The sequence below is a fragment of the Streptomyces sp. SID5464 genome, assembly GCF_009862985.1.
Taxonomy (GTDB): Bacteria; Actinomycetota; Actinomycetes; order Streptomycetales; family Streptomycetaceae; genus Streptomyces; species Streptomyces chartreusis_D.
The window spans coordinates 189,611-214,438 of sequence record NZ_WWIQ01000010.1 but is presented as its reverse complement, the minus strand read 5'-3'; the positions used below and the strand labels follow the sequence as shown (position 1 = coordinate 214,438).

26 protein-coding genes are annotated in these 24,828 nt (G+C 71.6%); 9 read left to right on the top strand and 17 right to left on the bottom strand.

What is annotated here, in order from left to right:
• Nucleotides 1-31 precede the first annotated feature (31 nt).
• Complete coding sequence (locus tag GTY47_RS11005) at nucleotides 32-484, bottom strand: GtrA family protein (protein WP_010035606.1); 453 nt, start codon at nucleotides 482-484, stop codon at nucleotides 32-34.
• A gap of 129 nt (nucleotides 485-613) precedes the next feature.
• Here GTY47_RS11005 and GTY47_RS11000 point away from each other — a divergent pair, with 129 nt between their 5' ends.
• Together GTY47_RS11000 and GTY47_RS10995 are read left to right on the top strand one after the other, a co-directional pair.
• On the top strand, nucleotides 614-1,606 hold the full coding sequence (locus tag GTY47_RS11000) for a glycosyltransferase family 2 protein (protein WP_231911160.1): 993 nt from the start codon (nucleotides 614-616) through the stop codon (nucleotides 1,604-1,606).
• Nucleotides 1,607-1,689: 83 nt separating this feature from the next.
• A complete protein-coding gene (locus GTY47_RS10995) occupies nucleotides 1,690-2,250 on the top strand; it encodes a hypothetical protein (protein ID WP_078602770.1) in 561 nt (186 codons plus the stop codon).
• A gap of 9 nt (nucleotides 2,251-2,259) precedes the next feature.
• Here GTY47_RS10995 and GTY47_RS10990 read toward each other — a convergent pair whose 3' ends face one another.
• Nucleotides 2,260-2,775 (bottom strand): DUF2165 domain-containing protein, encoded by a 516-nt coding sequence (locus GTY47_RS10990; RefSeq protein WP_010035597.1) that lies wholly within the window; start codon nucleotides 2,773-2,775, stop codon nucleotides 2,260-2,262.
• A gap of 181 nt (nucleotides 2,776-2,956) precedes the next feature.
• Here GTY47_RS10990 and GTY47_RS41595 point away from each other — a divergent pair, with 181 nt between their 5' ends.
• Nucleotides 2,957-3,091 (top strand): hypothetical protein, encoded by a 135-nt coding sequence (locus GTY47_RS41595; protein ID WP_267880832.1) that lies wholly within the window; start codon nucleotides 2,957-2,959, stop codon nucleotides 3,089-3,091.
• A 99-nt stretch (nucleotides 3,092-3,190) separates the two neighbouring features.
• Here GTY47_RS41595 and GTY47_RS10985 read toward each other — a convergent pair whose 3' ends face one another.
• Both GTY47_RS10985 and GTY47_RS10980 read right to left on the bottom strand, forming a co-directional pair.
• Nucleotides 3,191-4,006 carry an alpha/beta hydrolase gene (locus GTY47_RS10985; protein ID WP_010035594.1) on the bottom strand — a complete coding sequence of 272 codons (816 nt, stop codon included), beginning with the start codon at nucleotides 4,004-4,006 and terminating at the stop codon, nucleotides 3,191-3,193.
• Between the two features lie 49 nt (nucleotides 4,007-4,055).
• Entirely contained in the window at nucleotides 4,056-4,721 is a 666-nt protein-coding gene (locus tag GTY47_RS10980) for a DUF4097 family beta strand repeat-containing protein (RefSeq protein WP_010035591.1), read from the bottom strand.
• Nucleotides 4,722-4,982: 261 nt separating this feature from the next.
• On the opposite strand from GTY47_RS10980, the gene GTY47_RS10975 reads away from it, so the two are divergent.
• On the top strand, nucleotides 4,983-6,098 hold the full coding sequence (locus GTY47_RS10975) for an ADP-ribosylglycohydrolase family protein (RefSeq protein ID WP_010035589.1): 1,116 nt from the start codon (nucleotides 4,983-4,985) through the stop codon (nucleotides 6,096-6,098).
• 180 nt (nucleotides 6,099-6,278) lie between these two features.
• Here GTY47_RS10975 and GTY47_RS10970 read toward each other — a convergent pair whose 3' ends face one another.
• Together GTY47_RS10970 and GTY47_RS10965 are read right to left on the bottom strand one after the other, a co-directional pair.
• Complete coding sequence (locus GTY47_RS10970) at nucleotides 6,279-7,850, bottom strand: sodium:solute symporter family protein (RefSeq protein WP_010035588.1); 1,572 nt, start codon at nucleotides 7,848-7,850, stop codon at nucleotides 6,279-6,281.
• A 126-nt stretch (nucleotides 7,851-7,976) separates the two neighbouring features.
• A complete protein-coding gene (locus GTY47_RS10965) occupies nucleotides 7,977-8,762 on the bottom strand; it encodes an SDR family oxidoreductase (RefSeq protein WP_010035585.1) in 786 nt (261 codons plus the stop codon).
• 77 nt (nucleotides 8,763-8,839) lie between these two features.
• On the opposite strand from GTY47_RS10965, the gene GTY47_RS10960 reads away from it, so the two are divergent.
• Entirely contained in the window at nucleotides 8,840-9,679 is an 840-nt protein-coding gene (locus GTY47_RS10960; RefSeq protein ID WP_010035583.1) for a hypothetical protein, read from the top strand.
• A gap of 10 nt (nucleotides 9,680-9,689) precedes the next feature.
• Here GTY47_RS10960 and GTY47_RS10955 read toward each other — a convergent pair whose 3' ends face one another.
• The gene (locus tag GTY47_RS10955) at nucleotides 9,690-11,540 is read right to left on the bottom strand and encodes an MFS transporter (RefSeq protein WP_029180878.1); all 1,851 of its coding nucleotides are present in this window, start codon (nucleotides 11,538-11,540) and stop codon (nucleotides 9,690-9,692) included.
• Between the two features lie 165 nt (nucleotides 11,541-11,705).
• Nucleotides 11,706-14,648 (bottom strand): D-alanyl-D-alanine carboxypeptidase, encoded by a 2,943-nt coding sequence (locus tag GTY47_RS10950; protein ID WP_010035580.1) that lies wholly within the window; start codon nucleotides 14,646-14,648, stop codon nucleotides 11,706-11,708.
• 236 nt (nucleotides 14,649-14,884) lie between these two features.
• Between GTY47_RS10950 and GTY47_RS10945 the strand changes: the two genes are divergently transcribed.
• The 3 genes from GTY47_RS10945 to GTY47_RS10935 all read left to right on the top strand — a co-directional run bounded on the left by GTY47_RS10945 (nucleotide 14,885) and on the right by GTY47_RS10935 (nucleotide 17,117).
• Nucleotides 14,885-15,640, top strand: coding sequence for a GPP34 family phosphoprotein (locus GTY47_RS10945; RefSeq protein WP_010035579.1), 756 nt, complete (start codon nucleotides 14,885-14,887; stop codon nucleotides 15,638-15,640).
• Nucleotides 15,641-15,871: 231 nt separating this feature from the next.
• Nucleotides 15,872-16,729, top strand: a complete 858-nt coding sequence (locus GTY47_RS10940; RefSeq protein ID WP_010035577.1) for a helix-turn-helix transcriptional regulator — start codon at nucleotides 15,872-15,874, stop codon at nucleotides 16,727-16,729.
• A 196-nt stretch (nucleotides 16,730-16,925) separates the two neighbouring features.
• Nucleotides 16,926-17,117, top strand: coding sequence for a DUF397 domain-containing protein (locus GTY47_RS10935; RefSeq protein WP_010035575.1), 192 nt, complete (start codon nucleotides 16,926-16,928; stop codon nucleotides 17,115-17,117).
• A 112-nt stretch (nucleotides 17,118-17,229) separates the two neighbouring features.
• Here GTY47_RS10935 and GTY47_RS10930 read toward each other — a convergent pair whose 3' ends face one another.
• The 3 genes from GTY47_RS10930 to GTY47_RS10920 all read right to left on the bottom strand — a co-directional run bounded on the left by GTY47_RS10930 (nucleotide 17,230) and on the right by GTY47_RS10920 (nucleotide 19,673).
• Complete coding sequence (locus tag GTY47_RS10930; protein ID WP_010035573.1) at nucleotides 17,230-18,108, bottom strand: MerR family transcriptional regulator; 879 nt, start codon at nucleotides 18,106-18,108, stop codon at nucleotides 17,230-17,232.
• Nucleotides 18,109-18,177: 69 nt separating this feature from the next.
• A complete protein-coding gene (locus GTY47_RS10925) occupies nucleotides 18,178-18,681 on the bottom strand; it encodes a glutathione peroxidase (RefSeq protein ID WP_010035571.1) in 504 nt (167 codons plus the stop codon).
• Complete coding sequence (locus GTY47_RS10920; protein ID WP_010035569.1) at nucleotides 18,678-19,673, bottom strand: winged helix-turn-helix domain-containing protein; 996 nt, start codon at nucleotides 19,671-19,673, stop codon at nucleotides 18,678-18,680. Before GTY47_RS10920 ends, GTY47_RS10925 begins: the two co-directional genes overlap by 4 nt.
• 79 nt (nucleotides 19,674-19,752) lie before the next feature.
• On the opposite strand from GTY47_RS10920, the gene GTY47_RS10915 reads away from it, so the two are divergent.
• Nucleotides 19,753-20,940, top strand: a complete 1,188-nt coding sequence (locus tag GTY47_RS10915; RefSeq protein ID WP_010035568.1) for an MFS transporter — start codon at nucleotides 19,753-19,755, stop codon at nucleotides 20,938-20,940.
• A gap of 20 nt (nucleotides 20,941-20,960) precedes the next feature.
• Here GTY47_RS10915 and GTY47_RS10910 read toward each other — a convergent pair whose 3' ends face one another.
• The 6 genes from GTY47_RS10910 to GTY47_RS10885 all read right to left on the bottom strand — a co-directional run bounded on the left by GTY47_RS10910 (nucleotide 20,961) and on the right by GTY47_RS10885 (nucleotide 24,827).
• Nucleotides 20,961-21,434 carry a MarR family transcriptional regulator gene (locus GTY47_RS10910; RefSeq protein ID WP_029180877.1) on the bottom strand — a complete coding sequence of 158 codons (474 nt, stop codon included), beginning with the start codon at nucleotides 21,432-21,434 and terminating at the stop codon, nucleotides 20,961-20,963.
• A 36-nt stretch (nucleotides 21,435-21,470) separates the two neighbouring features.
• Nucleotides 21,471-22,169, bottom strand: a complete 699-nt coding sequence (locus GTY47_RS10905; RefSeq protein ID WP_029180876.1) for a hypothetical protein — start codon at nucleotides 22,167-22,169, stop codon at nucleotides 21,471-21,473.
• Between the two features lie 49 nt (nucleotides 22,170-22,218).
• Nucleotides 22,219-23,013, bottom strand: a complete 795-nt coding sequence (locus GTY47_RS10900; RefSeq protein WP_010035562.1) for an SAM-dependent methyltransferase — start codon at nucleotides 23,011-23,013, stop codon at nucleotides 22,219-22,221.
• A 136-nt stretch (nucleotides 23,014-23,149) separates the two neighbouring features.
• The gene (locus GTY47_RS10895) at nucleotides 23,150-23,644 is read right to left on the bottom strand and encodes a hypothetical protein (protein WP_158688391.1); all 495 of its coding nucleotides are present in this window, start codon (nucleotides 23,642-23,644) and stop codon (nucleotides 23,150-23,152) included.
• 62 nt (nucleotides 23,645-23,706) lie between these two features.
• Nucleotides 23,707-24,270 carry a hypothetical protein gene (locus tag GTY47_RS40770; protein WP_010035559.1) on the bottom strand — a complete coding sequence of 188 codons (564 nt, stop codon included), beginning with the start codon at nucleotides 24,268-24,270 and terminating at the stop codon, nucleotides 23,707-23,709.
• Nucleotides 24,267-24,827 (bottom strand): hypothetical protein, encoded by a 561-nt coding sequence (locus tag GTY47_RS10885; RefSeq protein ID WP_231911161.1) that lies wholly within the window; start codon nucleotides 24,825-24,827, stop codon nucleotides 24,267-24,269. Before GTY47_RS10885 ends, GTY47_RS40770 begins: the two co-directional genes overlap by 4 nt.
• Nucleotide 24,828 lies beyond the last annotated feature (1 nt).

The following is a 24,828-nucleotide window of genomic DNA, read 5'->3' as shown; positions in this document are numbered from 1 at the left end:
TGCCGGATGCTAGCGGGTCGGTACCGACGGCTCAGGGTGCGACGAAGACGTAGCGCCGGTAGGCGTAGAAGCGGAACAGGGTCGCGAGCACCCAGCCGAGGATGCGGGCGGTGTTGTCGCTGAGCGGCGAGTCGAGCCCGAGCAGGTGCCGGGACGCGAAGACCGTGCCCGCGGTGATGGCGAGACCGACGCCGTTCGCGACGAGGAACAGGCCCAGTTCGCGGGACACCTTCTCGCGGTGCTGGTCGCGGTAGGTCCAGTAGCGGTTTCCGGCCCAGCTGAAGAGCGCGGCGGCGCCCGTCGCGACGACGGACGCCTGGACGGGGGAGTTCCCCATCGGCCCGTCCTCGGCTCCGCCGGGCAGGCCGAAGACCAGCAGGTTGTAACCGCCGTTGTCCACGACGAAGGCCAGGGCCCCGACGACCGAGAACTTGGCGGCCTCACGCCAGATACCCCGTACGGCGTCACGGACGGAACGTGTCACAGAGGCGAGAACCGGCACAGAGCGAGCGTAGCCACACGGCGCGCCCCCGCCTCACGGACGCGCTCATATCGCATGATTTACCCATATAGGAATCTCGACACCGGCTCAGATGAGGAGTGGCGAGTGGTCGTGGAACCGACGATCGCGTGCGTCGTGCCGTGCCACAACGAGGAGGCGGCCGTCGGCAAGGTGGTCCGCGACCTGCGCGCGGCCCTTCCCGAGGCCCTCGTCTACGTCTACGACAACGCCTCCACCGACCGCACCGCGCAGGTCGCCCGTGCGGCGGGCGCGATCGTCCGGCAGGAGTCCCGCAAGGGCAAGGGCAACGTCATCCGCCGCGCCTTCGCCGACGTCGACGCCGACGCCCTGCTCATCATCGACGGCGACGACACCTACGACGCCTCGCGCGCCCGGGACATGGTGGACGTGCTCTTCGAAGGGCCGTACGACCAGGTCGTCGGCGCCCGCCGGGTGACGGACGACGGGGCCTACCGGACGGGGCACGCGGTCGGCAACAAGCTGCTCACCGGGGCCGTGCGGTCCCTGTTCGGCAACGACGTGACCGACATGCTCAGCGGCTACCGGGTCTTCTCACGCCGCTTCGTGAAGTCCTTCCCCGCGCTGGCCCGGGAGTTCGAGACCGAGACCGAGATGACGATCCACGCCCTCCACCTCCGTCTCCCCACGGCGGAGGTCGTCGTGGACTACCGGGTCCGGCCCGCCGGCGGCGAGAGCAAGCTGCGCACCTACCGGGACGGCTGGCGCATCCTGCGGGTCATCCTCGACCTGGCGCGCCGGGAGCGCCCCTCCCTCGTCCACACGGTGATCGCCGGTGTCCTGGCCCTGGTCTCGGTCATCCTCGGCATCCCCGTGATCGCCGACTTCGTCCGCACCGGCACGGTGCCCCGCGTCCCCACGGCGATCCTGGCCGCCGCGATCATGACCATCGCCGCGCTCGTCCTGCTCGTGGGCTACATCCTCGAGTCGCTCACGCACATGCGGCAGGAGCAGACCCGGCTCGTGCACCTCGCGTATCCGGCCCCCGCCCGCACCCCTCGCTACACCGCCCACGGAGTCGGCACCGGCCCCGTACCGGTCCGGAAAACCGCCGACGGCCCCTGAGCCGTCCGGGGGGAAGCGGGCTCGCAGTACGATGATCGGAACCCCGGTTGTGCGGGGTCCCGTGACTGAGGAGATGCGTGCCCGTGCCTGCCCGACTTCCTTCGTGGGCCTGGGTGACCGGGCTGACCGTGGGAGCGATAGCCGCGGTGACGGTCCTGGCCGTGCAGGCGGACCGGGGCCCGCACCCCACCGCCACCTCGGCCAAGCCGAGCACCTCGGCGTCGGCGGGCGTGCGGCCCACCCCCACCGCGTCCGTCCCGGCCCGGGTGCCCGACGGCTCCGGCACCGGCCGGCGCATCGTCTACTCCCTCGGCGAGAAGCGGGTGTGGCTGGTCGACGCGAGCGAGGCGACCCGCCGCACGTTCACCGTCTGGCCGGGCACGGTCAGCCCCGACCCCGGCACCTACTCGGTGTCGTCCCGCAACGCGGCCACGACCGGCTCGGACGGCGTCCAGATCGAGCACATCATGTACTTCGCCGCGAAGTCCGGCGTCTCCGTCGCCTTCTCCAACGCGGTCGACGGCGCCTCGCCGCCTCCCGCCGACCCGGGCGCCAAGACGGGCGGAGTCAGGATGCGGAAGGCGGACGGCACGGCGCTGTGGGCGTTCGGCACGGTCGGTACGACGGTGACCGTGGTCAAGTAGCGGCCGGGATCAGGTGGTCGTGGTCTCCGTCCGCGGGGACGGCAGGTGGTTGACGATCAGCACGAGCCCGCTGAACAGGAACACCCGGGTCGCCGCGTCCAGCCCGTTCCAGCTCTTCGACTGCCACATGGAGAACCACTCACCGCCGATCGCGATGAACCCGGCGCCGAACAGCAGCAGCACCATCAGCAGCCCGTAGGTGGACATCCGCCGGGCCTGCTGCTGATCCCGTCTGGCCCACAGCCAGGTCCCGTATATGAGGACGAGCGCGGCGACGGTCTCCCAGACGATGATCAGGACGTAGGCGGTGTCCTGAAGTGCCGTACTGGTGATGGCCCGCCACATCAGGTCCTCGTCCTTGAACGTGGTGTCCATGGCGAGAACATGACGGACGAACTGCTGGTTGGTCCCGAAGTCGGTGATGTTCCCGAACGCGACCAGCGCCATGTAGAGGGCGACGGAGGCGGTCAGCAGGGCGGCGGCGACAGGCAGCGCGCCGCGGCGTGAGGTGGGGGAGGTGGCCATGCCGATCATTCTTCCATCTTGAGCATCGGCTGAACGGGCTTCTCGCCGAGTGAACAGCGTGCGAATTACCTGTGTGCGGACGTAACTCGACCGTGACGTCATACCTGATGGCGGGGTAATCTTCGAGTCACCTTTTCAGTCATTTTTCGCCCTCAACTCCCCTGTATTCAAAGGAGGTTCCGTGTTCGACGAGCGCAAAGAAGCAGAAATGAGGCTGTACTCGGAAAGGCTGGCCGAGGAACTCGCCCTGAAGAAGGAGCGCGACGAGGCCGGTGAAGGCGACGTGGTCATGGAAACGGCCCCGGTCCAGGACTGATGCCGACCCCGTTTCGGCACCGCCGTGCGCGTGGACGGCACCGAGTGGCACAGCGCTCGACACGGCACTCTGCGCCAGCACCTGAGACGGACGACGGCTTCAGCGTCCCCCGCCGTCGAGGGCCGCGACCTCGCGTGCGGCATCGGCGACGGCCCGGAAGTCCTTCTTGAGGATCGCGCCGTGGTTGCTGGTGACCTTCGCGGCGATCCGGATGTTCGGGTTCTGCGCGGTCACCGCGTCGAGGCCGGCGCGGATCCGTTCCTGTTCGTCACCGCGGCTGCCGAAAGAGGTTCCCGAAGCGACCACGTACCGCACCGGGACGGTGATCCCTTCCAGCACGGGACCCAGTTCGCCCTCCCGGGACAGCCTGCCGAGCTCGATGTTGCTGTCGGCCTGCTGTGCGGCCGTCATCCGCGGGGTCAGGCCCGTCGGGCGCAGCAGCGGCATGAACCAGCCCAGCCGCCGGAACAGCTTCCGGATGCGCTGCTCCATGGCCTCGTCCAGCCAGTCGTACGGGAACGCGCCGTCGACCAGCACCGCCCCCACGGCGCGTTCCGGGTTCCGGTCGGCCCAGTGCGCCGCGACGACCGCCCCGTAGGACCAGCCGACCACCAGCGCCCGGTCCACGCCCCGGGCCGCGAGAACGGCGTCGACATCCCGGACGGCGGCCTCGAAGGAGTAGTCCGCCGAACGCTTCGACCTGCCGCGGGCCCGCTCGTCGTAGGTGAGGTGCCGCCACCCCGTCCCGAGTTCGGCGACGACCCGCCGCCAGTACCCCTGGGTGGCGAACTGGCCGTTGAGGTAGACCACCGGGATCCCGGGGCCGCCGGTGTCGGTGACGGCCAGGGCCGTGTCGTCGACCGGCACCATGCCGGTCCAGGTCGAACCGGTCGCGGACGTGCGGTTCTTCGTCATGTGTTCCCCCTGGTGGTGGGCTCGGCCGGACAGTTCTGGCGCTGCTCGTTCAGAGGCTGCGGGCGGTGATGTCGCCGTGCGAGGTGGTGGCGCGGATGTCCAGTGCGGTGGTGCCGTCGTTCTTGAGGGAGTTGCTGACGCGGCCGTGGTCGGTGCCGGCGTCCAGGGCGGCCGAGACACCGGCGGCGGCGACGACCGAGATGTCACCGGACCGGGTGCGGAGCACGACCGTGCCGCCCAGGGCCTCGGCGATCCGGATGTCACCCCTCGCGGTGCTGATCTCCGCCGGGCCGCCCAGCCTGCCGACCTCGACGTCGCCGTCGACCGCGGTGAGGCGGACGCTCGCGGCCTCGTCGATCCTGATCCGGCGGTACGCGCCCTCGAAGGCGACGTCGCCGAGCCGCCCGACGCCGCGCAGCTCGGTGCTGTCGGCCTTGGCTTCCACGTGGGAGCCGACGGGCAGCCGGACCGTGACCTCCACGGCCCCGGAGGGGCCGATGAGCTGGTTGCCGGCAGCCGAGGCCCTGATCCGCAGGACGCCGTCGGCGTAGGCGACGGTGGTCTGCTCGGCGGCCTTGGTGTCGCGGCCCTTGGAGGGGTCGGCGGGCAGAACCTCGACGGTGGTGTCGGCGCGGTCCGCGGCGATGAACTGGACGCGTCCGGCCGGGATGTCGAGGACGGCGGTGATCGGGGCGGGGGTGTCGAACTTCTGCATCGTGCTCTCCTCGGACTCGTTGTTTCGAACGATGGAAAAGCTACGTTGCGTTCGAGGATGAGGCAACATTATCACGGCATTTGTTTCCTATTCCTGCAGGTCAATGGCAAGTAATCGTTGCAATGGCTCAAGAATCAAAGCAACGACTGAGGCGTGATCGTTGCAATGGATAGAAAGTGAACGCACTACTGGAGGCCCACCCCGCCCGTTCGATTACAGTGCTGAGCTGTCGTACGTATGGACGGTCCCTGGGAGGTCAAGGTGGGTGCGACTGCCGGTGCCGTCTGGGGGCGTACGGAGCAGCAGGACTTTCGCAGCAGGGTGCGGGGCACCCTGCTCGGGCTGGCCGTCGGGGACGCGCTGGGCGCGCCCGTGGACGGGCTGGGCATCGACGGGATCAGGGAGGCGTACGGGGCGGAGGGGCTGGTCGATCTGGCTCCCGCCTTCGGCAGACGCGGTGCCGTCACCCACCTCACCCAGCTCACCCTGTTCTCCGTGGACGGGCTGATCCGGGCCCAGGTGCGGCGGGACACCGGCGCCTGGCACCCGCCGACCGACCTGCACCGGGCCTACCTGCGCTGGGCCGCCACCCAGCGGGACTGGGGGCCCGACGAGCGGCGCAAGGACGACGGGTGGCTCGCGCGGGAGGAGTGGCTGTACGCGCGCAGGGATCCGAGCCGCGCGCTGCTCCTCGGGCTCGCCGACGAGACCATGGGGACCCCCGAGGCGCCCAAGAACCCCGGTGAGCTCGGGCCCGAGGCCGCCGCCCGGTCCGCTCCGTTCGGGCTGCTCGTGGGCTGGGAGCCGCAGCTCGTCGTCCAGCTCGCGGTGGAGTGCGCGGCGCAGACCCACGGTCATCCCACGGCGTATCTCGCGGCCGGCGCGTACGCGGTGATCGTGCACGCCCTCGCGCTCGGGGAGAGTCTCGACGGTGCCGTGCAGCGGGGCTTCGCGCTGCTGGCCGCCCGGCCCGGGCACCAGCCCGTGTCGGACGCGCTCCAGCACGCGCTGGGTGCCGTGCGGCAGGGGCTGCCCGGGCCCGAGCGCGTGGCACAGCTGTGCGGGGCCGGTACGGCGGAGAGCCTCGTCGGCGCCGCCGTGTACTGCGCCCTCGTCGCCGCCGACGTCCGGCACGGACTGACCCTCGCCGTCAACCACGACGGTCCCTCCGCCGCCACCGGCGCGCTGACGGGCGCGCTGCTCGGTGCCCTGCACGGCGAGACGGCCCTCCCCCCGGCCTGGCTGGCCGAGCTGGAGGGCCGTCCCACGATCCTGGAACTGGCCGACGACTTCGCCATGGAGATGACCCAGGGCCCGGCCCTGCACAGCCCGGCGGGCGCGTCCCCGGGATGGCTGGCGCGCTACCCCCGGGCGTGAACCGCAGGGCGCCCGCCCGCGTAGGACGACCGCCCCTCCCGGCGTTCGTAAGCGGCCGGAGTGTTTGAGACTCGGGGGGTGTGCTGAGCCGGGGTGTTGCGCAGCCCGGCGTAGCGGGGTGCCGCTGCGCCCGCCCGTGCCGCCCCGAGCGGCACGGGCTGCCCGCAGCCGAGTCGGCCGCTACTCCTTGCGCGCCGCCCCCACCACGCCGTCCGCCGCCCCGGCCGGCGCCGGGATCGCGGCCGACGCCGCCCCGTCCCCGTCTGTGTTGATCTTCTCGATGAGCGCCAGCCGCTCCGGGGTGTCCTCCGGCTTGATGTAGCCGACGAGGACGTAGAGGACCAGCGACACCGCCAGCGGGATCGACACCTGGTACTGGAGCGGCACGCCGCCCTCGACGTTCCAGTTGATCGGGTAGTTCACGAGCCAGAAGGCGAGCAGGCCCATCGACCAGCTGACGAGGGCGGCCGTCGGGCCGGAGCGGCGGAACGCCCGCAGCAGGCCCAGCATCATCGGGATCGCCATCGGACCCATCAGACCGGCCACCCACTTGATGACGACCGTGATGATGTCCTTGAACGCCGGGGAGTTGACCTGCGTCGCCGCCGCCATGGACAGACCGAGGAAGACGACCGTCGCGACACGGGCCACGCGCAGGCCCTGGCTCTGGTTCCAGGCCCGTGCCCGTGCCCAGATCACCGGCGCGCAGTCCCGGGTGAACACGGCCGCGATGGCGTTGGCGTCCGAGGAGCACATGGCCATGGTGTGCGAGAAGAAGCCGACGATGACCAGACCCAGCAGGCCGTGCGGCAGGAGCTGTTCGGTCATCAGGGCGTAGGAGTCGGAGCCGTCGGCCTTCTGCGACTCGACCAGCAGCGGGGACATCCACATGGGGAAGAACAGCACCAGCGGCCAGACCAGCCAGAGGATCGCCGACAGCCGGGCCGACCGCTCGGCCTCCTTGGCGTTCGGCGTGGCCATGTAGCGCTGGGCCTGGTTGAGCATGCCGCCGTTGTACTCGAAGAGCTTGATGAAGAGGAACGCGAGCAGGAAGACCGTGCCGTACGGGCCGACCAGCGGTTTCTCGTGGCCCTGGAGCTCGGGGGAGTCCCACACGCCGAAGAAGCCGCCGTGGTCGTCGAGGCGTACGAACACCGCCACGAACATCGCGACGCCGGCCAGCAACTGGATGACGAACTGGCCGAGTTCGGTCAGCGCGTCCGCCCACAGGCCGCCGATGGTGCAGTAGACCGCGGTGATGCCGCCGGTGATGAGGATGCCCTGGTTGAGGGAGATCCCCGTGAAGACGGACAGCAGCGTCGCGATCGCCGCCCACTTCGCGCCCACGTCCACGATCTTCAGCAGCATGCCGGACCAGGCCAGCGCCTGCTGGGTCTTCAGGTCGTAACGGTTCTTCAGGTACTCCAGCGGGGAGGCCACATGGAGTCGCGAGCGGAGCCGGTTGATGCGCGGCGCGAACAGTTTCGACCCGATGGCGATGCCGAGGGCGATCGGGAAGGACCAGGTGACGAAGGACGTGACGCCGTAGGTGTAGGCGATGCCCGCGTACCCGGTGAACATCACCGCGCTGTAGCCCGACATGTGGTGGGAGATGCCGGAGAGCCACCACGGCATCTTGCCGCCCGCGGTGAAGAAGTCGCTGACGTTGTCCACGCGTTTGTGCGACCAGACGCCGATCGCGACCATCACGGCGAAGTAGCCGATGAGCACGGCCCAGTCGAGACCGTTCATGTGCGCCCTCCCAGGGATCAGCCCGGCGCTCATCGTGGGCGCTGTCGCGTGAACACGACAAGTGAGCGTAGGGTCAAAGGGAGGTAAAGATGTTCGACGTGCTGGCCTTGGTTCAGCTATCTGAACTCAACGCATCAGCTCTCCCGCGTTGACCAGCAACGACTGTCCGGTGATGGAACGGGCCCGGTCCGACGCCAGGAACACCGCCGCGTCGGCCACATCCGTGTCCGTGGCCAGCTCGGGCAGCGCCATCCGCCCCGTCAGCCGCTCCAGAACGGCCGCCTCGGACGCGCCCTCGGTCTGCGCCGTGAGCCGTACGAACGCCCGCACCGGCGGGCCCCACATCCAGCCCGGCAGCACGGTGTTGACCCGGATCCGGTACGGCCCGAGTTCGCGCGCCAGCGAGTACATCACGCTCGTCAGCGCCCCCTTCGACGCCGCGTACGCCGCCTGCCGCACCTGTGACGGAGCCGCGACGGCCGACTGCGTCCCGATGAACACGACGGACCCGCCGCCCTGTTTGAGCGACGGCAGGCACGCACGGGTCATCCGCAGCGTGCCCAGCAGGTTCACGTCCAGCACCGCGCGCCAGGTCTCGAAGTCCGCGTCCTGCAGACCGCCGAAGTGGCTGTCCAGCGCGGCCACATGCACCACCGCGTCGATCCGCCCGAACCGCTCCCGCGCCAGCCCCGCCAGCGCCTCGCACTGGGCCTCGTCGGCGATGTCGGTCGCCCGGTACGCCGTCCGCGACCCGTCCGGATCGAGCTCGGCCGCCGTCTTCGCCAGGTTCGCCTCCGTACGGGCCCCGAGCACGGCCCGGCCACCGTCCCGTACGACGGCCGCCGCGACCTGCCGCCCGAGCCCGGCCCCGACCCCCGACACGACGACCGTCTTCCCCGCGAGCAGTGACATCGAAGCCTCCCGGAACCCTGGCGCATCATCTGACGGAGCGTCAGAGTATGAGCGAGCCGCCACGAGAGGGGAAGGGCATGAGCGACGACACCCGCAGCGAGCTGTACGCCGAACTGGCCGCCGTCGGCCCCTACGGCACCCACCCCGGCCACGCCCTGATCACCCTGGTCGAACCGCACCCGGGCCACGAGTACGCCTACAACCGCTGGTACGAGGACGACCACTACTACGCCGGCGCGATGGCCATGCCCTGGATGTACGCCGGCCGCCGCTGGGTGGCCACCCGGGACCTGCAACTCCTGCGCTACCCCGAGAAGTCGGCGGTCGCCCGGCCCGTCACCACGGGCTGCTACCTCTCCACGTACTGGATCACCGACGGCCGCTACGACGACCACATGCGCTGGACGGTCGCCGTCAACAAGCGCCTCAACCGCGACGGCCGCGTCTACCACGACCGCACCCACGTCCTCACGGCGTTCCAGGACCACGAGGCGACGGTCTACCGGGACGGGGCGGCGGGCCCGCGCGACGTCCACGCCCTCGACCACCCCTACGCCGGCCTGGTCCTCCAGGTCGTCGAGGCCGGCACGCCCGAGCACCGCCCGAGGCTGCTGGAGTGGCTGCGCTCCCGCCACCTGCCCAAGCGGCTCGCGGGCTCCCCGGCGGCGCTCGTGACCGTCTTCCGCCCGACCCCGCTCCCCGGCGACCGGATGACCTACGTCAAGCAGGTCGAGGGCGTCGACACCCGGCTGACGCTGCTGTGGTTCCTCCAGACCGACCCGCGCGAGTGCTGGGAGGCCTTCTTCACCGGCCTGGACACGGCCGTCGGCGAATCCGGGCTCGGGCGGGTGGAGCTGGTCGCGCCCTTCGTCCCGACGGTGCCGGGAACGGACCGGTACGTCGACCGGCTCCGCTGAGAGCCCGGGGTCAGCGCAGCTCCTCCGGGCACGGCGTACCCCGGGGCAGCTGGTAGGGCGCCGCCAGGTGGTAGGTGCCCGGCTTCGGCGCGACCAGCACCGTCCACCGGTCGCCGTTCTCGTCCTCCTCCGTCTCCGCCAGGCAGCCGTTGACGTTGACGTACGTCTTCGGCTCGCCCTCGGGACGCTTCTTGGAGGCCTCCGTCTCCTGCGGTGGCTTCAGGCTCTTGCCCTCCGCGTCGACGATGCTCAGCCAGGGCGAGTACGGGATACGGACGAGGATCCGGCCCGCCTTCCGCACCTGGAGGATCATCTCGCCCTGCTCGGCCCGGTCGACCACCGCGTTCGGCTCGGCCAGCGGGGTGGGGTCGGTCACCTTGAACAGCTGCCAGTTGGCGTCGCCCCAGACCTGGGTCAGGTACGGCAGCCCGCGCCGCACCAGCGCCCGCTCCCGCTGACCCCCGTCGCCGTCCGGCTCGTCCTTCGGCAGCACCACGTAGTGCACCGCCCAGCGCTTCAGCCACTCGTGGTAGTTCGCCGAGTTGAGCGTGTCGTCGTAGAAGAGGGGGTTGCGCTCCATGTCGGCCTGCCGGTTCCAGCCGCGGGCCAGGTTGACGTAGGGGGCGAGGGCGGAGGCCTCGCGGTGGGAGCGGGCGGGGACGACCTCCACACGGCCCTTCTCGGCGCCGACCTCCTGCAACTCGTTCACCAGCGGCGCCAGCTCGCGCGACCAGGACGCCGCCGGGGCCGTGTGCACGATGTCGTCCACCGTCTTGAAGCCGATCCATCCGCCGAAGCCGACGAGCGCGACGACGGCCGCGTACCACCTGCGGCTGTGCGGCACCGTGAACGGCAGCGCGGCGACCAGCGCGACCCCGGCGAACAGCATCGCCAGCCGCGTGATGTTCGAACCGATCTGGGAGCTGACCAGCCACACCAGCACGACACCCAGCCCGTACACCGCGGCCGTCAGCCGGACCGTCGTCCAGTCCTTCGGCACGAGGGCGAAGACGAGCACCGAGTACGCGAGCGGCAGCAGCACCGAGCCGATCGTCATCGGCTGCGTCCCCGAGAACGGGAACAGCCACGCCGACACCGCCACCACCGCACTCGGCGCCAGCCCCAGCGCCCACGCGCCCGGCCGCCGCTTCTGGAGGAACAGCGCCGCCGCGACCAGGCCCACGAACAGACCCGCGACCGGTGACGCCATGGTGGCCAGCGCGGCCAGCGGCGCCGCGCACAGGGCCTTCGCCCAGCGCTTGTAACGCCACCGGTACGGCCAGCAGAACACGACCGCGACCGCACCGAGCGCGAACATCATGCCCAGGCCGAACGTCACCCGCCCGGACACCGCGTTGCAGAACAGCCCGAACACACCGGCCAGCGACGCCCACAGGGGGTTGCGGACGGACCGGCTGCGCAGGAGGAGCAGGGTCAGCAGCCCCGCCGAGACCGTCCCCGCGATCATCATCGTCGTCCGCACGCCGAGCACCGACATCAGATACGGCGACACCACGCTGTACGACACCGGGTGCATCCCGCCGTACCAGGCGAGGTTGTACGCCGAGTCCGGGTGCCGGCCGACGAACTCGGCCCAGGCGTCCTGCGCGGCCAGATCGCCGCCGCTGTTCGCGAACGTGAAGAACCAGAGGACGTGGAGCGCTCCGGCGAGACCTGTGATGGACAGGACCGGATGGCGCAGCATGCGCTCACGCAGCGTCAGTACGGGGGCCGGCCACTCGAACCGCGCCCCGTCGTCTTCAGGCGCCCCGACTTCCGGCGTTTCGGGCAGGCGTATTCGCGTGCCTGATACCGAGCCCGGATCGGCGTCGTCTGCGCGTGTCGGCTCCGCAGTGGCCACTCGAAGGCACTCCCCGTGTCCCGTCTTCTGTTCTCGGCTTCCGCCGCCGCGCCGCCGCGACGGCGACCTGTCCCGATTCGGGACGCTAGCACGCACCCCGCCGGGCGGCGCCCGGATTACGGGCCGTCACCGGCGGGGCGCGGTGGTGCGGGCTCGCGCCCCGGCTCAGCCGAGGCGGGTGAGCTTGTCCGCGAAGCCCGGCTCCACGAGGTCCTTCTGGAGGGCGACCGGGACCTTGACCGCGCTGGTGCTGCCGTCACCGACAGTGAGCGTGCCCACCTTCGTGCCGGCCTTCGCCTGGTGCGGCAGCTCGTCCGCGGCGAACGTCAGCTTGACGGACAGGCCCGCCCAGCCGACGGCCGTGACGTCCTCGGTGGCGACGACCGGCGTACGGCCGCCGAGACCGTCGTCCGCGTACCCGACGACATCGCCCTTCTTCAGGATCGTCGCCGACTCCAGCGCGCCCTGCGCGGCCTTGATCAGCCGGTCGCCCTCATAGAGCGCGGCGCCCAGGATGGTGTTGTCCGGGCCGCCGGCGGGCTGGCGCACCACGGCGCCGACGATCCGGCGCGTCTCGCCGTTGACGTCCTTCTTCGCCGAGAAGACGAGGTTGCCGAGTGCCGAGGTGGTGGTGCCGGTCTTGATGCCGGTGACGTCGTTGGAGCCGACCAGGCGGTTCCAGTTGTCGTGCTTGACGCCCTTGTAGTCGACGTACGACATCATCGCGGCGACCTCGCGGAAGGCGGGCTGCTGCATGGCCGCCTTGGCGAGCTTCACCTGGTCCACGGCCGTGGACACGGTGGTGTTGTTCAGGCCCGACGGATCGGTGTACGTCGTGTTCTTCATGCCGAGGTCCTTGGCGGCGTCGTTCATCTTCTGCACGAACGCCTTCTCGGAACCCGCGTCCCAGCGGGCCAGCAGCCGCGCCACGTTGTTCGCGGAAGCGATCAGGATGCTCTCCAGGGCCTCCCGCTCACTGATCTTGTCGCCCTTGGTGACGTCGACGGTGGACTCCTGGCCGGCGTCGGACTGGTCCTCGGCGGCCTGGTCGATCTCGATCTTCGGCCCGTCCTCACCGCTCTTGAGCGGGTGCTCGCGGAGGATCAGATAGGCGGTCATGACCTTGGCGACGCTCGCGATCGGCACGGGCTTCTGCTCGCCGGACGACCCGAACGTGCCGATGCCCTGCACGTCCAGCGCGGCCTGGCCCTTGGCCGGCCAGGGGATGTCGACCTTGCCGCCTTCGAAGGTGTAGCTGTCCTCGGCGGTGAGGTCGAGGGTGGGCGCCGGCAGGGGGCGCACGCTCTGCACGACGCCGAGGAGGACCACCAGCAGCAGTACCAGCGGCGTCCAGATCTTCACCCGCCGCACGGCCGTCCGCAGCGGGGTGTCCGGCGGCGGCGGGGTGTTCGTCAGCTCGGCCAGCAGATCCAGCGGAGGCCGGGGCGGCAGGGGCTGCTGGGTGGTCCGCTCCGGGCCGACGGTGGGCACGGGGGCGGTGGCGTCGGCCGGGGCGGGCGCAGGGGCCTGTCCGGCTTGTGCGCCGGACGCCGGCTTCCGCGTCGACGGATCGTCCAGCGGCTTGAGCGCGACGAACTTGCTGGTCCGCTCGGCGTCCTTCTCGGGCGCGTCCTTGGCGTCCTTGGCGGCCCCGCCGAGCTTCAGCATGGTGGTCGGCTGATCGACCGGGGGCCGTACGGCTTTGAAGACGGCGGTGGGCTGGTCGACGGGGGGCCCGGCGTCGCCCTTGCCGCAGTCGGTGTCGTCCGACCCGGGGGCCTCGTCCGCGCTGCCGCGGGTGTCGTCGGCTTCGGTGCCCTGGGTGTCGTCGGTGTCGTCGGCGGTGGTGCCGGTGGCCGAGTCGGCCTCGGAAGCGCCCGTGCCGCCGCCGGTGGCGGAACGGTCCGCCTCAGGCTCGTCGGCACCGTCCTTCCCGCCCCGGTCATCGGCACCGACCTCGGCACCCTCGTCCGCGCTTTCGGTCTCCGGCCGGTCCTGGACGCCGGCGGCGGCCTCGGCGTCCTCGTCCGTGTCTTCGGCCGCTCGGTCGTCCCGGGCGTCCGTGTCGGCCCCAGCAGGCTTCGCAGGCTTCTGGGCGTCCGTATCGGTCTCTGCGGCCTCTGCGGGCTCTTCCGCCCGCTCAGCCGCCTCCTGGCCGCTCCCAGAGCCCTTGTCGGCGTCCTTGGCTGACGAGGGCTTCTCGTCCCGGTCGGCCGACGCGACCCACGCGGCCACGGCGTCCCGCAGCCGCCCGTCACCGGCGCCGGCGTCGTCCCCCCGCTCCCCGGAGCCGGAGGACTCGGCAGGCTCCGAGGAGTCGCCGGGCTCGGCCGACTCGGCAGGCTCGGACGACTCGGCAGGCTCCGAGGACCTGGCAGCCTCCGAGGACTTGGCGGAAGCCGAAGTCCCCGCCGCCCCCGAAGACTCGCCGGAGCCCTTCACCGGCTCCTGCGCAGACTCCTGGGACCCGTCGGCCGCCGAGTCCTCGGCGCCGGCGTCGCTCTCGCCCTGCTCGGCGCCGGCCGCCGTGCCCTTGCCGCTCGCGTCGCTCTCGTCCTGCCCCGCGGCACCCGCGTCGTCGGCCCCCTGCTCGGCGTCAGCAGACGCCCCCTCGACGCCGGTGTCGCTCTCGTCCCGCCCGGAGTCGGCCGTGGCGCCCGCGTCACCGGCGTCCTGCCCGGCGTCCGCCGCCGAGTCCGCCTGGGCCGCGTCCTGCTCGGCGTCGGCCGACGTCCCTCCGCCGCTCGCGTCGCTCTCGTCCCGCCCGGAGTCGGCCGTGGCGCCCGCGTCACCGGCGCCCTGCCCGGCGTCCACCGAGTCCGCCCGGCCCGCGTCCCGCCCGGTGTCGTCCGCGCCCGGGGCATCCGCCTCACCGGCGCCCCGCCCGGCGTCGGCCGGCTGCTCCGCCGTTCGGGTGGAGAGCACGCGGGTCGCCGTGTCGGCACCCCCGCGCTTCGCGGACCTCTCCGCGTCCCGGGCCACCGCGAGGCGCGGGTCGCGCCGGGGTGGGGCCTCGCTCCTGGCCTCGGGAACCGGACTCGCGCTCCCCGACGTCGGTTCTGCCGACGACTCGCGCTGCTTCGACCTGTCGGGGGACTCGCCCGCCACCGATGCCTCCTCCTCGCGCCGCACTCCCCGCGTGCGCGTACCGAACCGTGAACCGCCGCCCGTGACACCGCTCCAGGCGCTGTCCGAACCATGTACCAGTGTCCTGTGCGCGGACCGAACCCATCCGGTAGACGAGAACGACATACCTACTGGTTCCACTACGAACCGGTCACGCACCCTCGACAGACCAATGTGAGAGGGGTCACCCTGTCATTCATCCACGCGGGGAGGCATGGATGGGCAGGAGCCGCAGAACACTTCCGGAGGAGCTTCTGTTGCTGGCACTGGACCCGACCACGGGTACCACTGCGCAGCCGCAGTCGCTCGACCTCGGTCTGGCCGGAGCACAGCTAGTGGAGCTGGCGCTGGCCGGACGGATAGCCCCAGACGGGGATCGTATCGCCGTGGTTGTACCACGGCCGACTGGAGATCCAACGTTGGACTGCGCGTTGGAGCTGCTGCGTAGGCGCGGCGCTCCCGTGCGGGCAGTGAACTGGATTGGCGGGCCGCGTCTCGGGCTCCGCCAGACCTACCTCTCGCATCTGGAGCGGTGCGGCATGGTGCATGCCGTGGCGGGCCAGATGTGCGGAGTGCTGCCGACGACTCGCTACCAGGCGACGGACACGGAGATCAGCCGGGAGATCAGGGCCCGGCTGGACTCGGCGATCCGCACCGGCGTACCGCCGGACCCGCGGACCGCCGCGCTCGCCGCCCTGGCCCACGCGGTCGGACTCGGCAAGCACCTGTATCCGGGCAACGAGGGGCGTTCCTCTCGGTCCCGGCTGCGGGACCTGATCAGGCACGACCCCATGGGCGGTCTCGTCGCGCACGCCGTGATGGACGTCCAGAACGGCGTGGCGGCACAGCCGCGCCGCAGCCCGGCCCCGTCCGGCCGTCAGGCCGCCGCCGGAGCCAGGTCCGCAGCGGAACCCGCCCGAGGCGTTCCGATGCAGCCGCGCCACGGAAGCATGGCGCGCGCCGTGGCCCACTGAGCGCCGCCGACCCACGGCACCACGCAGTACCCCAGAGCCCGGTCACGGGAGCCGCTGTCCGAGCGGGGCGGGGAGAGCACACACTCTCCCCGCCCCGCTCGGCGTGCCCGCCCGAACTGGCGTGTACCCGTCGCATATCCACCGTTTCCCAGCGGTAGGAAGCCCCTTGGTGGCAGTCTGCTCAACAGCAGATACGCAAAGTAGAGGCACGCAGCCGGAGGTGCACGTCCCGTGGCGTCCAATGTCAATCCCACCGTCAGGCGGCGCCGGCTGGGCCAGGAGCTGCGCAGGCTCCGTGAGCTCAAGGGCATGACGGCCGAAGAGGTCGCCGAGCGGCTGCTGGTGTCCCAGTCGAAGATCAGCCGGCTGGAGAACGGCCGGCGCAGCATCAGCCAGCGCGACGTACGCGACCTGTGCGGGGTCTACGAGGTCGAGGACCAGCGGATCGTCGACTCGCTGATGCAGATGGCCAAGGACTCCCGCCAGCAGGGCTGGTGGCACGCCTTCGGGGACATTCCGTACAGCGTCTACATCGGCCTGGAGACGGACGCCGAGTCGCTCAGGGTCTACGAACCCCAGATCATCACCGGTCTGCTGCAGACGCGTGCGTACGCCGAGGCCATCATCCGGGGCGGCTCGCCCGAGGCCTCGGAAGCGGACAACGACAAGCGCGTCGAGGTCCGGCTGCGCCGGCAGGGCCGGATCACCGCCGAGACGGACCCGCTGCGGCTGTGGGTGGTCCTGGACGAGGCGTCCCTGCACCGGATCGTCGGGAGCCGGCAGGTGATGCGCGAGCAGCTGGAGCACCTCATCGAGATGTCCCAGCTGCCCCACATCACCGTGCAGGTGCTGCCGTTCGAGGTCGGCGCGCACGCCGGTATCAACGGCCAGTACTCGATCCTGGAGTTCGCCGACGCGGCCGACTCCAGCGTCGTGTACATCGAGGGCGTGACCAGCGACCTGTACCTGGAGAAGCCGCTCGACGTGCAGAAGTACACGGTGATGTACGAGCACCTGCGCGCGCAGTCGCTGAACGTGGACCAGTCGCGGCAGCTCATCGAGCGTCTGGCGAAGGACTACGCACGCTGAACCGCCACCGGAAGAGGCCTTCCACCGGGCAAAGCGCGGGATGTTACACCCCTGACACACCTGACTGGAAGTCTCCCCTGGAATATGCCATCCGGTCGAGTGAATGACTGCTCCGGACGAGGATGTTGGCGAGTAGCGTCGATCACGCCAACCACCAGCACGGGTTGGCGTAAACGCAACTGGCTACGGAGCGAACATGGCAATTCGTCTGGGCGCCACGGAAACGTGGACGACGTCCTCCTACACCAACAACAACGGCGCCTGTGTGATGGTCAGGTCGACCGTCGAAGAGGCCCTGGAACTCGGGGACACCAAGATCCCCGAGGGGCCCAAGCTGGCGTTTCCCGCCGACGCGTGGAGCGCCTTCGTGGCCTCGGTCAAGGCCTGAGCCACGGCTCGACAACAGCACAAGCACCACCGAAAGAGCCCTCTCGACCAGCCTCGCCGTCCTTGCCGAGAGGGCTCCGCTTGTGCCCGGGAAGCCCGTGGGGCTGCTGGGCTCAGCTCACCGGGAACGCCACGTCACACACCGGGTCCTCGGGGCCCGCCGCCTCCCAGTCCGCGAAGTACAGCTCCCGGCAGGGGCCGGTCGCCGTCAGCCCCTCCGCGGCCATCCACTCCTCCACCGCCTCGAACGCGGCCAGGATCTGCGGGTGCGCCACCTGTGCCTTGGTGATCCGGGTGTACGCCAGCCGCTGGGCCGGCACCACCCGCACCGCCGTGCCCCGGGCCCGCCCGTGCCGTTCCGCCCAGGCACGTGCCGCCGTCGCGTCGGCGACCGGCACGCACGCCTCGGCGGGGCCGTCGCTCTCCATCGACACCTCGGCGTGGTAGGCGACGTACGGCACACCGGTCATGCCCCCGCACTCCCGGGCCGCCTCCTCCAGCCGGCCCAGCGCCGCCCCGATCCACGCCGGCAGCTCGTCCGCCAGAATGTGCCGCTTCTCGGTGATCACCACCTGCTCGGGCACGTCCACCGTCTCGATCGCGAACTTCTGGTACATCTCGGAGCTCCTCCCCGACAGTCGTCCACGGAGATAGCCGGCGAGCGTCCGCTGGCCCGCGACCCGCGCCTCGACCTGCGCCCAGTACGCGCCGAGCAGCTCGGCCGCCGTCGGCCCGTCGCCCGCCGCGACCACCTCGGCGATCCGGGCGAGCGGCATGTCCAGCTGCCGCAGCATGGCCACGAGCCGGGCCCGTTCGACCTGGCCGGCACGGTAGTAGCGGTAGCCGGTGGCCTCGTCGACGAACGCCGGGGACAGCAGCCCCAGCCGGTCGTACAGCCGCAGGGCCTTGGCCGACAGCCGGGCGCGCGCGGCGAACGCCCCGATGGTGAGCAGTTCCCTGTCCGGTACGTCCACCACGGCATCCTCCGTCATCGGGCGGCTCCTCCGCCCGACGACGAGGACGCTCGGCCCTGCCCCAGGGGCAAGGTCAACCGGGGTGGGTCAGGCCAGCTGTGCCTCGATCGCCGCCACGACCTCCGTCGACTCCGGCTCGGTCTGCGGGGAGAAGCGGGCGACGACCTCGCCGTCCCGGCCGATCAGGAACTTCTCGAAGTTCCAGCGGATGTCCCCGCTGTGCCCGTCGGCGTCGGCGAAGCCGGTCAGGCGGTCGTACAGCGGGTGCCGGTTCTCGCCGTTGACCTCGACCTTCTCGGTCATCGGGAAGGTCACGCCGTACGTCGCCGAGCAGAACTCGGCGATCTCCTCGGCGCTGCCGGGCTCCTGCCCGAGGAACTGGTTGCAGGGCACGCCGAGGACGGTGAAGCCGCGCTCGGCATAGCGCTCGTGGAGCTTCTCCAGCCCGTTGTACTGCGGGGTCAGGCCGCACTTGGAGGCCACGTTCACCACGAGCACCGCCTTGCCCGCGTACTGGGACAGGTCGGCGGAACCGCCCTGGAGGGCGCCGATCTCGACGTCGAGGGGAGAGGAACCGTTGCTAGTCGTCATGAGCGGATGCTAACTCCGGCGGATGCCGGGCCGGTTCCGGCTTCCACCAGAACCTGTCCCGCCGCCGTCCGTGAGTACAGCACCGACCGGCCCGCCCGGCCCCGTTCCACCAGGCCCGCGTCCAGCAGGACCCGCAGATGCCGCCCGACCGAGCCGAGGCCCTGGCCCGTCACGGCGACCAGCTGACTCGTGCTCAGTGGGGTGTCCAGCAGGACGAGGACACGGGCCCTGGCGGTGCCGAGCAGGGCGGCGAGGCTCGCGGGCACCGGCCTGCCGCCGCTGTCCGCGAGGACGCCCGCGCAGGGGTAGACCAGGGCGTAGCGGTCGGTGCCCTCCCACGACACCCAGCCGACCCGCTGCGGGGTGACCGGCACGAACACCAGCTCCGCGCCGGAGATCTCCCGCGGCGGGTACTCGTGCGCGTTGACCTGCAACCGGTTCTCGCCCAGCCACCGTGTGCCCGGCCGCAGCGCGTCCAGCGCCGCCGCCCAGCCGCCCCGGCCCACCTGCGCGGTCCGACCGGCGACGTCGGCTTCGAGCACGCGCCGGCGGCGGGGCCAGTACGGGCGCACGGTCTCCTCCCAGACGTACGCCAGGAGCCCGGCGGCGCGCTCGGGCAGGTCGTCGCGGTCCAGCCGGGGCGGCAGCGGGCCGCGCAGGGACACGGTGAGATGGGCGCGGGCGGCTTCGGGGGAGGCCTCCCGGACCCGTGCGACCTCGTCCGCGAAGGTCTCCCCGGCACGCGGGGTGGGGGTGAGGAAGTCGGCGATCCACTCCGGCCCGAGCCCGCAGCGCACGAGCAGCGCGGTGACCGGGTCCCGCGCGAGCCGTCGCCGGTAGGCGGGCAGGTGGGCGTCGAGCCAGCGCCGTTCGCCGGGGTGCGTGGCCACACCGGTGTGCAGCAGCCGCAGACTCGCGAAGGTCTCGGCGAGCGGGGAGAGGACGAACCGGCTCCCCGCGAGGGTGTCGGCGTTGACCTGCCACCAGCCCATGAACCGCCCCCCGAGCACGACCTTTCGCGTCTGCGCGAAACAATAACCACGCCCTACGGGCCGGCCGGAGACTCGGGCCATGCGCAGTTACCGCGAACTGTTCCGTACCCCCGAGTTCACCCCGTTCTTCCTGGCCGCGTCGGCGCAGACGGTCGCCCAGACGATGGGCGGACTGGCGCTGGGCACCCTGGTGTACCGGGCGACCGAGTCACCGCTGCTGTCCGCGGTGAGCATGTTCGGCTCGTCGCTGGTGCAGGTCCTGGGCGCGACGCTCCTGCTCTCGGCGGCCGACCGCCTGCCCCCGCGCGCGGCCCTCACCGCCCTGCCCCTCCTCTTCGCGGCGGGCACGGCGGCCCTGGCCCTGCCCGGCCTGCCGATCTGGTCCCTCTTCGCGATCGTCCTGGCCATGGGGCTGGCGAAGTCGGTGGGCGGGGGAGTGCGCTGGGGCCTGCTGAACGAGATCCTCTCCAAGGACGGCTATCTGCTGGGCCGCTCGGTCTTCAACATGATGAGCGGCCTGATGCAGATCGCCGGATACGCGACCGGCGGCGCGCTCGTGGCCCTGCTGTCCCCGCGGATCTCCCTGCTGGCGGCAGCCGCCCTCTATGGTCTGGCGGCCGTGGTCGTCCGCCTCGGCCTGACCAGCCGCCCGCCCCGTACGGCCGGGCGCCCCTCGGTGTCGGCGACGTGGCGGGCCAACGCCCTGCTCTGGTCGTCCACACCCCGCCGCCAGGTCTATCTCGCCCTCTGGATCCCCAACGGCCTGGTCGTCGGCTGCGAGTCGCTCTACGTCTCCTACGCCCCCGGCTCCGCCGGCACCCTGTTCGCCTGCGCCGCCCTGGGCATGCTGGCCGGGGACGTACTGGTGGGCCGCCTGGTCCCACCGCGACTGCGCCCCCGCCTGGGTTTCCCGCTCCTGCTGCTCCTGGCCGCCCCGTACGTGCCCTTCCTGCTCCGGCCCCCGCTGCCGCTCGCGGCGGTCGCCGTCACACTGGCCTCGGTCGGCTTCGGCGCGAGCCTCGTCCAGCAGGAGCGCCTGGTGGACCTCACGCCCGACGCCCTCACGGGCCACGCCCTGGGGCTGCACTCGGCCGGCATGCTCACGATGCAGGGCGTGGCCGCGGCCCTCGCGGGCTCGGTGGCCCAACTGACCTCCCCGGCGGGGGCGATGACGGCGATGGCGACGGTGTCGGCCGGGGTGACGCTGGCGCTGATGGCGGCGGGGAGGCGGGAGCGGCGGATGATGGCCCCGGTGCCAGGACAGTGAGCTTCCCTCAGGACAGGTCGCTACTCGGCTCCGGACACCTGCCCGGCCTCCACGAACACCTCGGGAACCTCGTTGTCGGCCACGACACGCGACAGCAGTACGGCCAGCCGCTCCCGCTCGGCGCCGCTGAGCCCCGAGGGCAGGACCTCCATCCGGCGGCAGGTCTCGGCGTAGAACTTCTCGGCGAGCGCGGCGCCCTTCTCCGTCAGCCCGACCCGCACGGCCCGCCCGTCGCGCGGGTCGGCCTCCCGCCGCACCAGTCCGCGCCGCACCGTCCGGTCCACGAGCCCGGTCAGGCTCGACTTCGCCAGCCCGAGCGTCTCCCCGAGCTCCCCCATCCCGTACGGCTGCGGCATCAGCACGCACAGCAGCTGTCCCTGCTGCGGTGTCAGCCCGTACGTCCGGCTGGCCTCCGCGTACACACCGTCCACCAGGAACGCCGCCCGTACGAGCGCGGCGACCACCCCCACCTGCCCGGTTGCCCCTTTCCCCATCCGCTCAGGGTACCGACCGGTCAGTCCCCGCGCGGGTCACTCCTCGTCCGGGGCACTCTCGTCCGGGGCCCCGCCCTCGATGAGCCGTTCCGCGATGTCGTCGGCCCACTCCTGGGCCCAGCGGCGCAGTGCGGCGACGGACTCGGCGTCGAGGCCGTGCGCGGTGAACGCGCTGTCGTCGATCCAGTCCGTGCCGGTCAGCCGGGCCTGGAGGTCGGTGAGGTCGAAGGGCTCCGGCGCGTGACGGCGGCCCAGTTCCTCCAGTTCCGGGTGGCTCCAGCGGGCCGAGGCGGCGTGTACGTCGACCAGGTCGCGGGCGAGTCCGCGGTCGGCCAGGTCCCGCACCCGGGTGCCGACGAGGTCGTCGAGGGAGAGCGCCCGCCCGAGCCCGGTCGCCACGGACGGGCGCCACAGCACCTCCTTGTGGACGCCGACCCCGTACTCCGCACCGGTCGCCGCGTCGGTGACGAGGAACTGGGCGGTCAGCGGATCGCTCTCCAGCGTCTGCACGAGCCAGCCGCGCGCCACCAGCCCCGTCCGGACGGTGTCGGCGATGCCGTCCATCCCGGCGGAGTGCTCGGTGGCGACGTCCACGTCCCGGCCGCCCCGCGACACCAGCCCGTGGGCCAGCACGGCGTACCCGCCCGCGAGGACGAGGCCGTACGCCTCACCCACCGCGAGAAGATCATTGATGAGCCGCCGGACCGGCTCGGGGGCGGCGGGTGGTGCAGACATGTCCTGATTATCGCGCGGGGGATCATCACGGGCGCGGTCGCATCGATGCCTACGGCTTGCGGCCGACGCCGCAGTACGCGTCCACACCGGCGGCGTCGGCGTCGGCGGGCTCCGGCCGCCACTCCGGTACCCGCACCACTCCCGGCTCCACCAGCTCCAGCCCGTCGAAGAAACCGGTGATCTCGGCAACCGGACGGACGTGATACGGCACGGCCCCACTCGCGTTGTAGGCCTCCGACGCGGCGATCATGCCCTCACTCGTTGCGGTGCTGTCGCTGATCACCAGGTGGCTGCCGGCCGGCAGGCCGGCCATGAGCCGGCGCACGAGCTCGCGCGCCTGCTCGTGGTCGGCGACGTGCCCCAGCGTGTTGAGGATCATCAGGCCGACCGGCCGGGACAGGTCGAGCGTGCCCGCGGCGGCCTTCAGGACCGCCTCCGGGTCGTACAGGTCGGCGTCCAGATAGGCGGTCCTGCCCTCGGGCGTGCTGGTGAGCAGGGCGTTCGCGTGGGCCAGCACGATCGGGTCGTTGTCGACGTACACGATCCGGGAGTCCGGTGCCACGCGCTGGGCGACCTCGTGCGTGTTGTCGGCGGTCGGCAGCCCGGTGCCGATGTCGAGGAACTGCCGAACGCCCTGCTCTACGGCCAGATACCGGACGGCCCGTCCCAGGAACCGGCGGCTCGTGACCGCCACGTCGACCAGGCCCGGGAAGATCGACTTGATCTGGTCGCCGATCTCGCGGTCGACCTCGTAGTTGTCCTTGCCGCCGACGAAGTAGTTCCAGAAGCGGGCCGAGTGCGGCTTGGACGTGTCGATACGGGCACGCAGGCTGTCGTCGGGCATGGCGGGGCCTCCTGGGGGTGGGAAAGGGGGACCGGTCCACCAACCTAGGTGAACTCCCTGGTGGGATACGGATGTTGTCCGGCCCCGTCACCGGTCACCGTGGGGTTTCGGCCACGCGGAAGCGAGCCGCCGCCCGTCACACCCCGCCGGAGGCGAAACCGCCCAGGCGCCGGCCGCCGGCCCCGCCGCCGTTCCCGTGCCGTCGCGTCGCCAGCCAGACGCCGCGCCCCAGCGCCCACAGGACGAGCCCGGCGGCGACCGGCGTACCGAAGATGAGCAGCAGTCCGGCACCGATGTTGGCCCCGACGACCCCCGCGGTCAGGATCCGCCACCCCACACCGGCCATGAGCCCGACGACCACCAGCGGCCCGAGGACTCCCCACCAGCGCCGGTCCATCGCCCCGCGCCGCGCACCCCGTACGAGCACCGTGGCGCCGAGCCCCGCCAGCACCAGCGCGAGCCCGCCGACGCCGGCGGCCACACCGTCCCCGATGTCCCACGGCTGGTACGCGTAGTCGAGCTCGCTCGCCGGCAGCCCGTCGTGGTTCTGCTGTCCCATCAGCCCCCAGGCTGCGACAGGCACCCCGAGGACGAGCGCGACCCCGGCCGAAAGCATTCCCCGTTTCTTCATACGGCCATGGTCACGCCGGTGGGGCGGGGCCGTCATGAGCACGCGTACTCAAGTACGCCGGCCTACTCGCCTCCCGGCCCGAGGGGCGCGGCGGGCAGTCCGAAGTGCTCGGCGATGATGCGGATCGTGTGGGTGCCGTCCGGGTTGAACTCCGGGTCGGTGTCGTACCGGGTGGTGCGCCCGACGATCCCCTGCTCCAGGAACTGCCGTATGAACAGGTCGGCCTGGCTGCCGAAGCGGCGGGACTCGCGACGCGCACCGACGTTGAAGAGGGAGACGGCGAAGCCGCCGCGGCTGTAGGCGAACTGGTAGGGATGGTCGGCGCAGTGCGGTACCGCGTACCGGTCGCCGCACGAGCAGGCGGGCGTGGACGCCAGGAACACCATGTCGACGTTCCGCTGGTCACGCACGCGGTCCTGGTACCGGAAGCCGGTGATGTACTGGCCGAGCTGCTGGACGGCGCCGCCGTCCGGGGTGGTGTCGGGGTGGTGCGTCAGCCAGGCCCACCCGTCCGCCGTGCCGGAGGTCGTGGGCGGCAGGCCCGCCTCGCTGAAGAAGCCGGTGACGTCGGCCAGGGGGATCCCCCGGCAGAACGTGAGGAACGTGTCCGGGGCGAGCCAGGTCACCGGTCCGTCACCTCCGTCGACAGCGGCGGCGAGGGCAGCGCGAAGAAGCCGGCGATCGCCCGGACGATGCGGTTGTGGTCCTCGTAGTGGTGGTCGAAGCAGTCGTGCCCGCCCTCATCCGCCTCCCGGCACCCGGCGTCGGGTCCGATCAGCCTCGCGGCCAGCAGCTCGGCGGACAGGTGGTCGGGGTTGTCCCCCGGCCGCTGCGTCAGGTCCTCGAAGCTGAACCAGGTGATCAGCCGCCCGTCCCGGTAGTACTCGAAATGCGGCGCGTGCGCCTTCGCACTGCACGGCTCGGTCACGAAGACCACGAGCTCGGCGCCTGCGCAGATCTGCCCGTAGGGCACGGGGTCGAAGTCCTCGATCTCGGCGTTGAGCATGTCGTGGACGACCCACACCCACCCGTTGCCCGCCCCGCTCACCAACGGCTCCCGCCGCAGTCCGCGCAACCCCTCGGCGAGCGTGTCCGGCTCCATCCCGCGAGCGAACACGAGATTCACCTCGTCGTGCCAACCGGATTCCAGGACCGGGCTGGACACATGCATCCATTCAGGCATG

Excerpts from the sequence above, each read along its gene's own strand:
- GTY47_RS10925 (WP_010035571.1), bottom strand. The coding sequence starts at position 18,681 with ATGACGACTAGCAACGGTTCCTCTCCCCTCGACGTCGAGATCGGCGCC.
- GTY47_RS10910 (WP_029180877.1), bottom strand. The coding sequence starts at position 21,434 with ATGGGGAAAGGGGCAACCGGGCAGGTGGGGGTGGTCGCCGCGCTCGTA.
- GTY47_RS10885 (WP_231911161.1), bottom strand. The coding sequence starts at position 24,827 with ATGCCTGAATGGATGCATGTGTCCAGCCCGGTCCTGGAATCCGGTTGG.
- GTY47_RS10900 (WP_010035562.1), bottom strand. The coding sequence starts at position 23,013 with ATGCCCGACGACAGCCTGCGTGCCCGTATCGACACGTCCAAGCCGCAC.
- GTY47_RS10970 (WP_010035588.1), bottom strand. The coding sequence starts at position 7,850 with ATGAACGGTCTCGACTGGGCCGTGCTCATCGGCTACTTCGCCGTGATG.
- GTY47_RS10930 (WP_010035573.1), bottom strand. The coding sequence starts at position 18,108 with ATGACGGAGGATGCCGTGGTGGACGTACCGGACAGGGAACTGCTCACC.
- GTY47_RS10915 (WP_010035568.1), top strand. The coding sequence starts at position 19,753 with ATGCGCAGTTACCGCGAACTGTTCCGTACCCCCGAGTTCACCCCGTTC.
- GTY47_RS10935 (WP_010035575.1), top strand. The coding sequence starts at position 16,926 with ATGGCAATTCGTCTGGGCGCCACGGAAACGTGGACGACGTCCTCCTAC.
- GTY47_RS10945 (WP_010035579.1), top strand. The coding sequence starts at position 14,885 with ATGGGCAGGAGCCGCAGAACACTTCCGGAGGAGCTTCTGTTGCTGGCA.
- GTY47_RS10920 (WP_010035569.1), bottom strand. The coding sequence starts at position 19,673 with ATGGGCTGGTGGCAGGTCAACGCCGACACCCTCGCGGGGAGCCGGTTC.
- GTY47_RS10980 (WP_010035591.1), bottom strand. The coding sequence starts at position 4,721 with ATGCAGAAGTTCGACACCCCCGCCCCGATCACCGCCGTCCTCGACATC.
- GTY47_RS10960 (WP_010035583.1), top strand. The coding sequence starts at position 8,840 with ATGAGCGACGACACCCGCAGCGAGCTGTACGCCGAACTGGCCGCCGTC.
- GTY47_RS10905 (WP_029180876.1), bottom strand. The coding sequence starts at position 22,169 with ATGTCTGCACCACCCGCCGCCCCCGAGCCGGTCCGGCGGCTCATCAAT.
- GTY47_RS10990 (WP_010035597.1), bottom strand. The coding sequence starts at position 2,775 with ATGGCCACCTCCCCCACCTCACGCCGCGGCGCGCTGCCTGTCGCCGCC.
- GTY47_RS10985 (WP_010035594.1), bottom strand. The coding sequence starts at position 4,006 with ATGACGAAGAACCGCACGTCCGCGACCGGTTCGACCTGGACCGGCATG.
- GTY47_RS10965 (WP_010035585.1), bottom strand. The coding sequence starts at position 8,762 with ATGTCACTGCTCGCGGGGAAGACGGTCGTCGTGTCGGGGGTCGGGGCC.
- GTY47_RS10895 (WP_158688391.1), bottom strand. The coding sequence starts at position 23,644 with ATGAAGAAACGGGGAATGCTTTCGGCCGGGGTCGCGCTCGTCCTCGGG.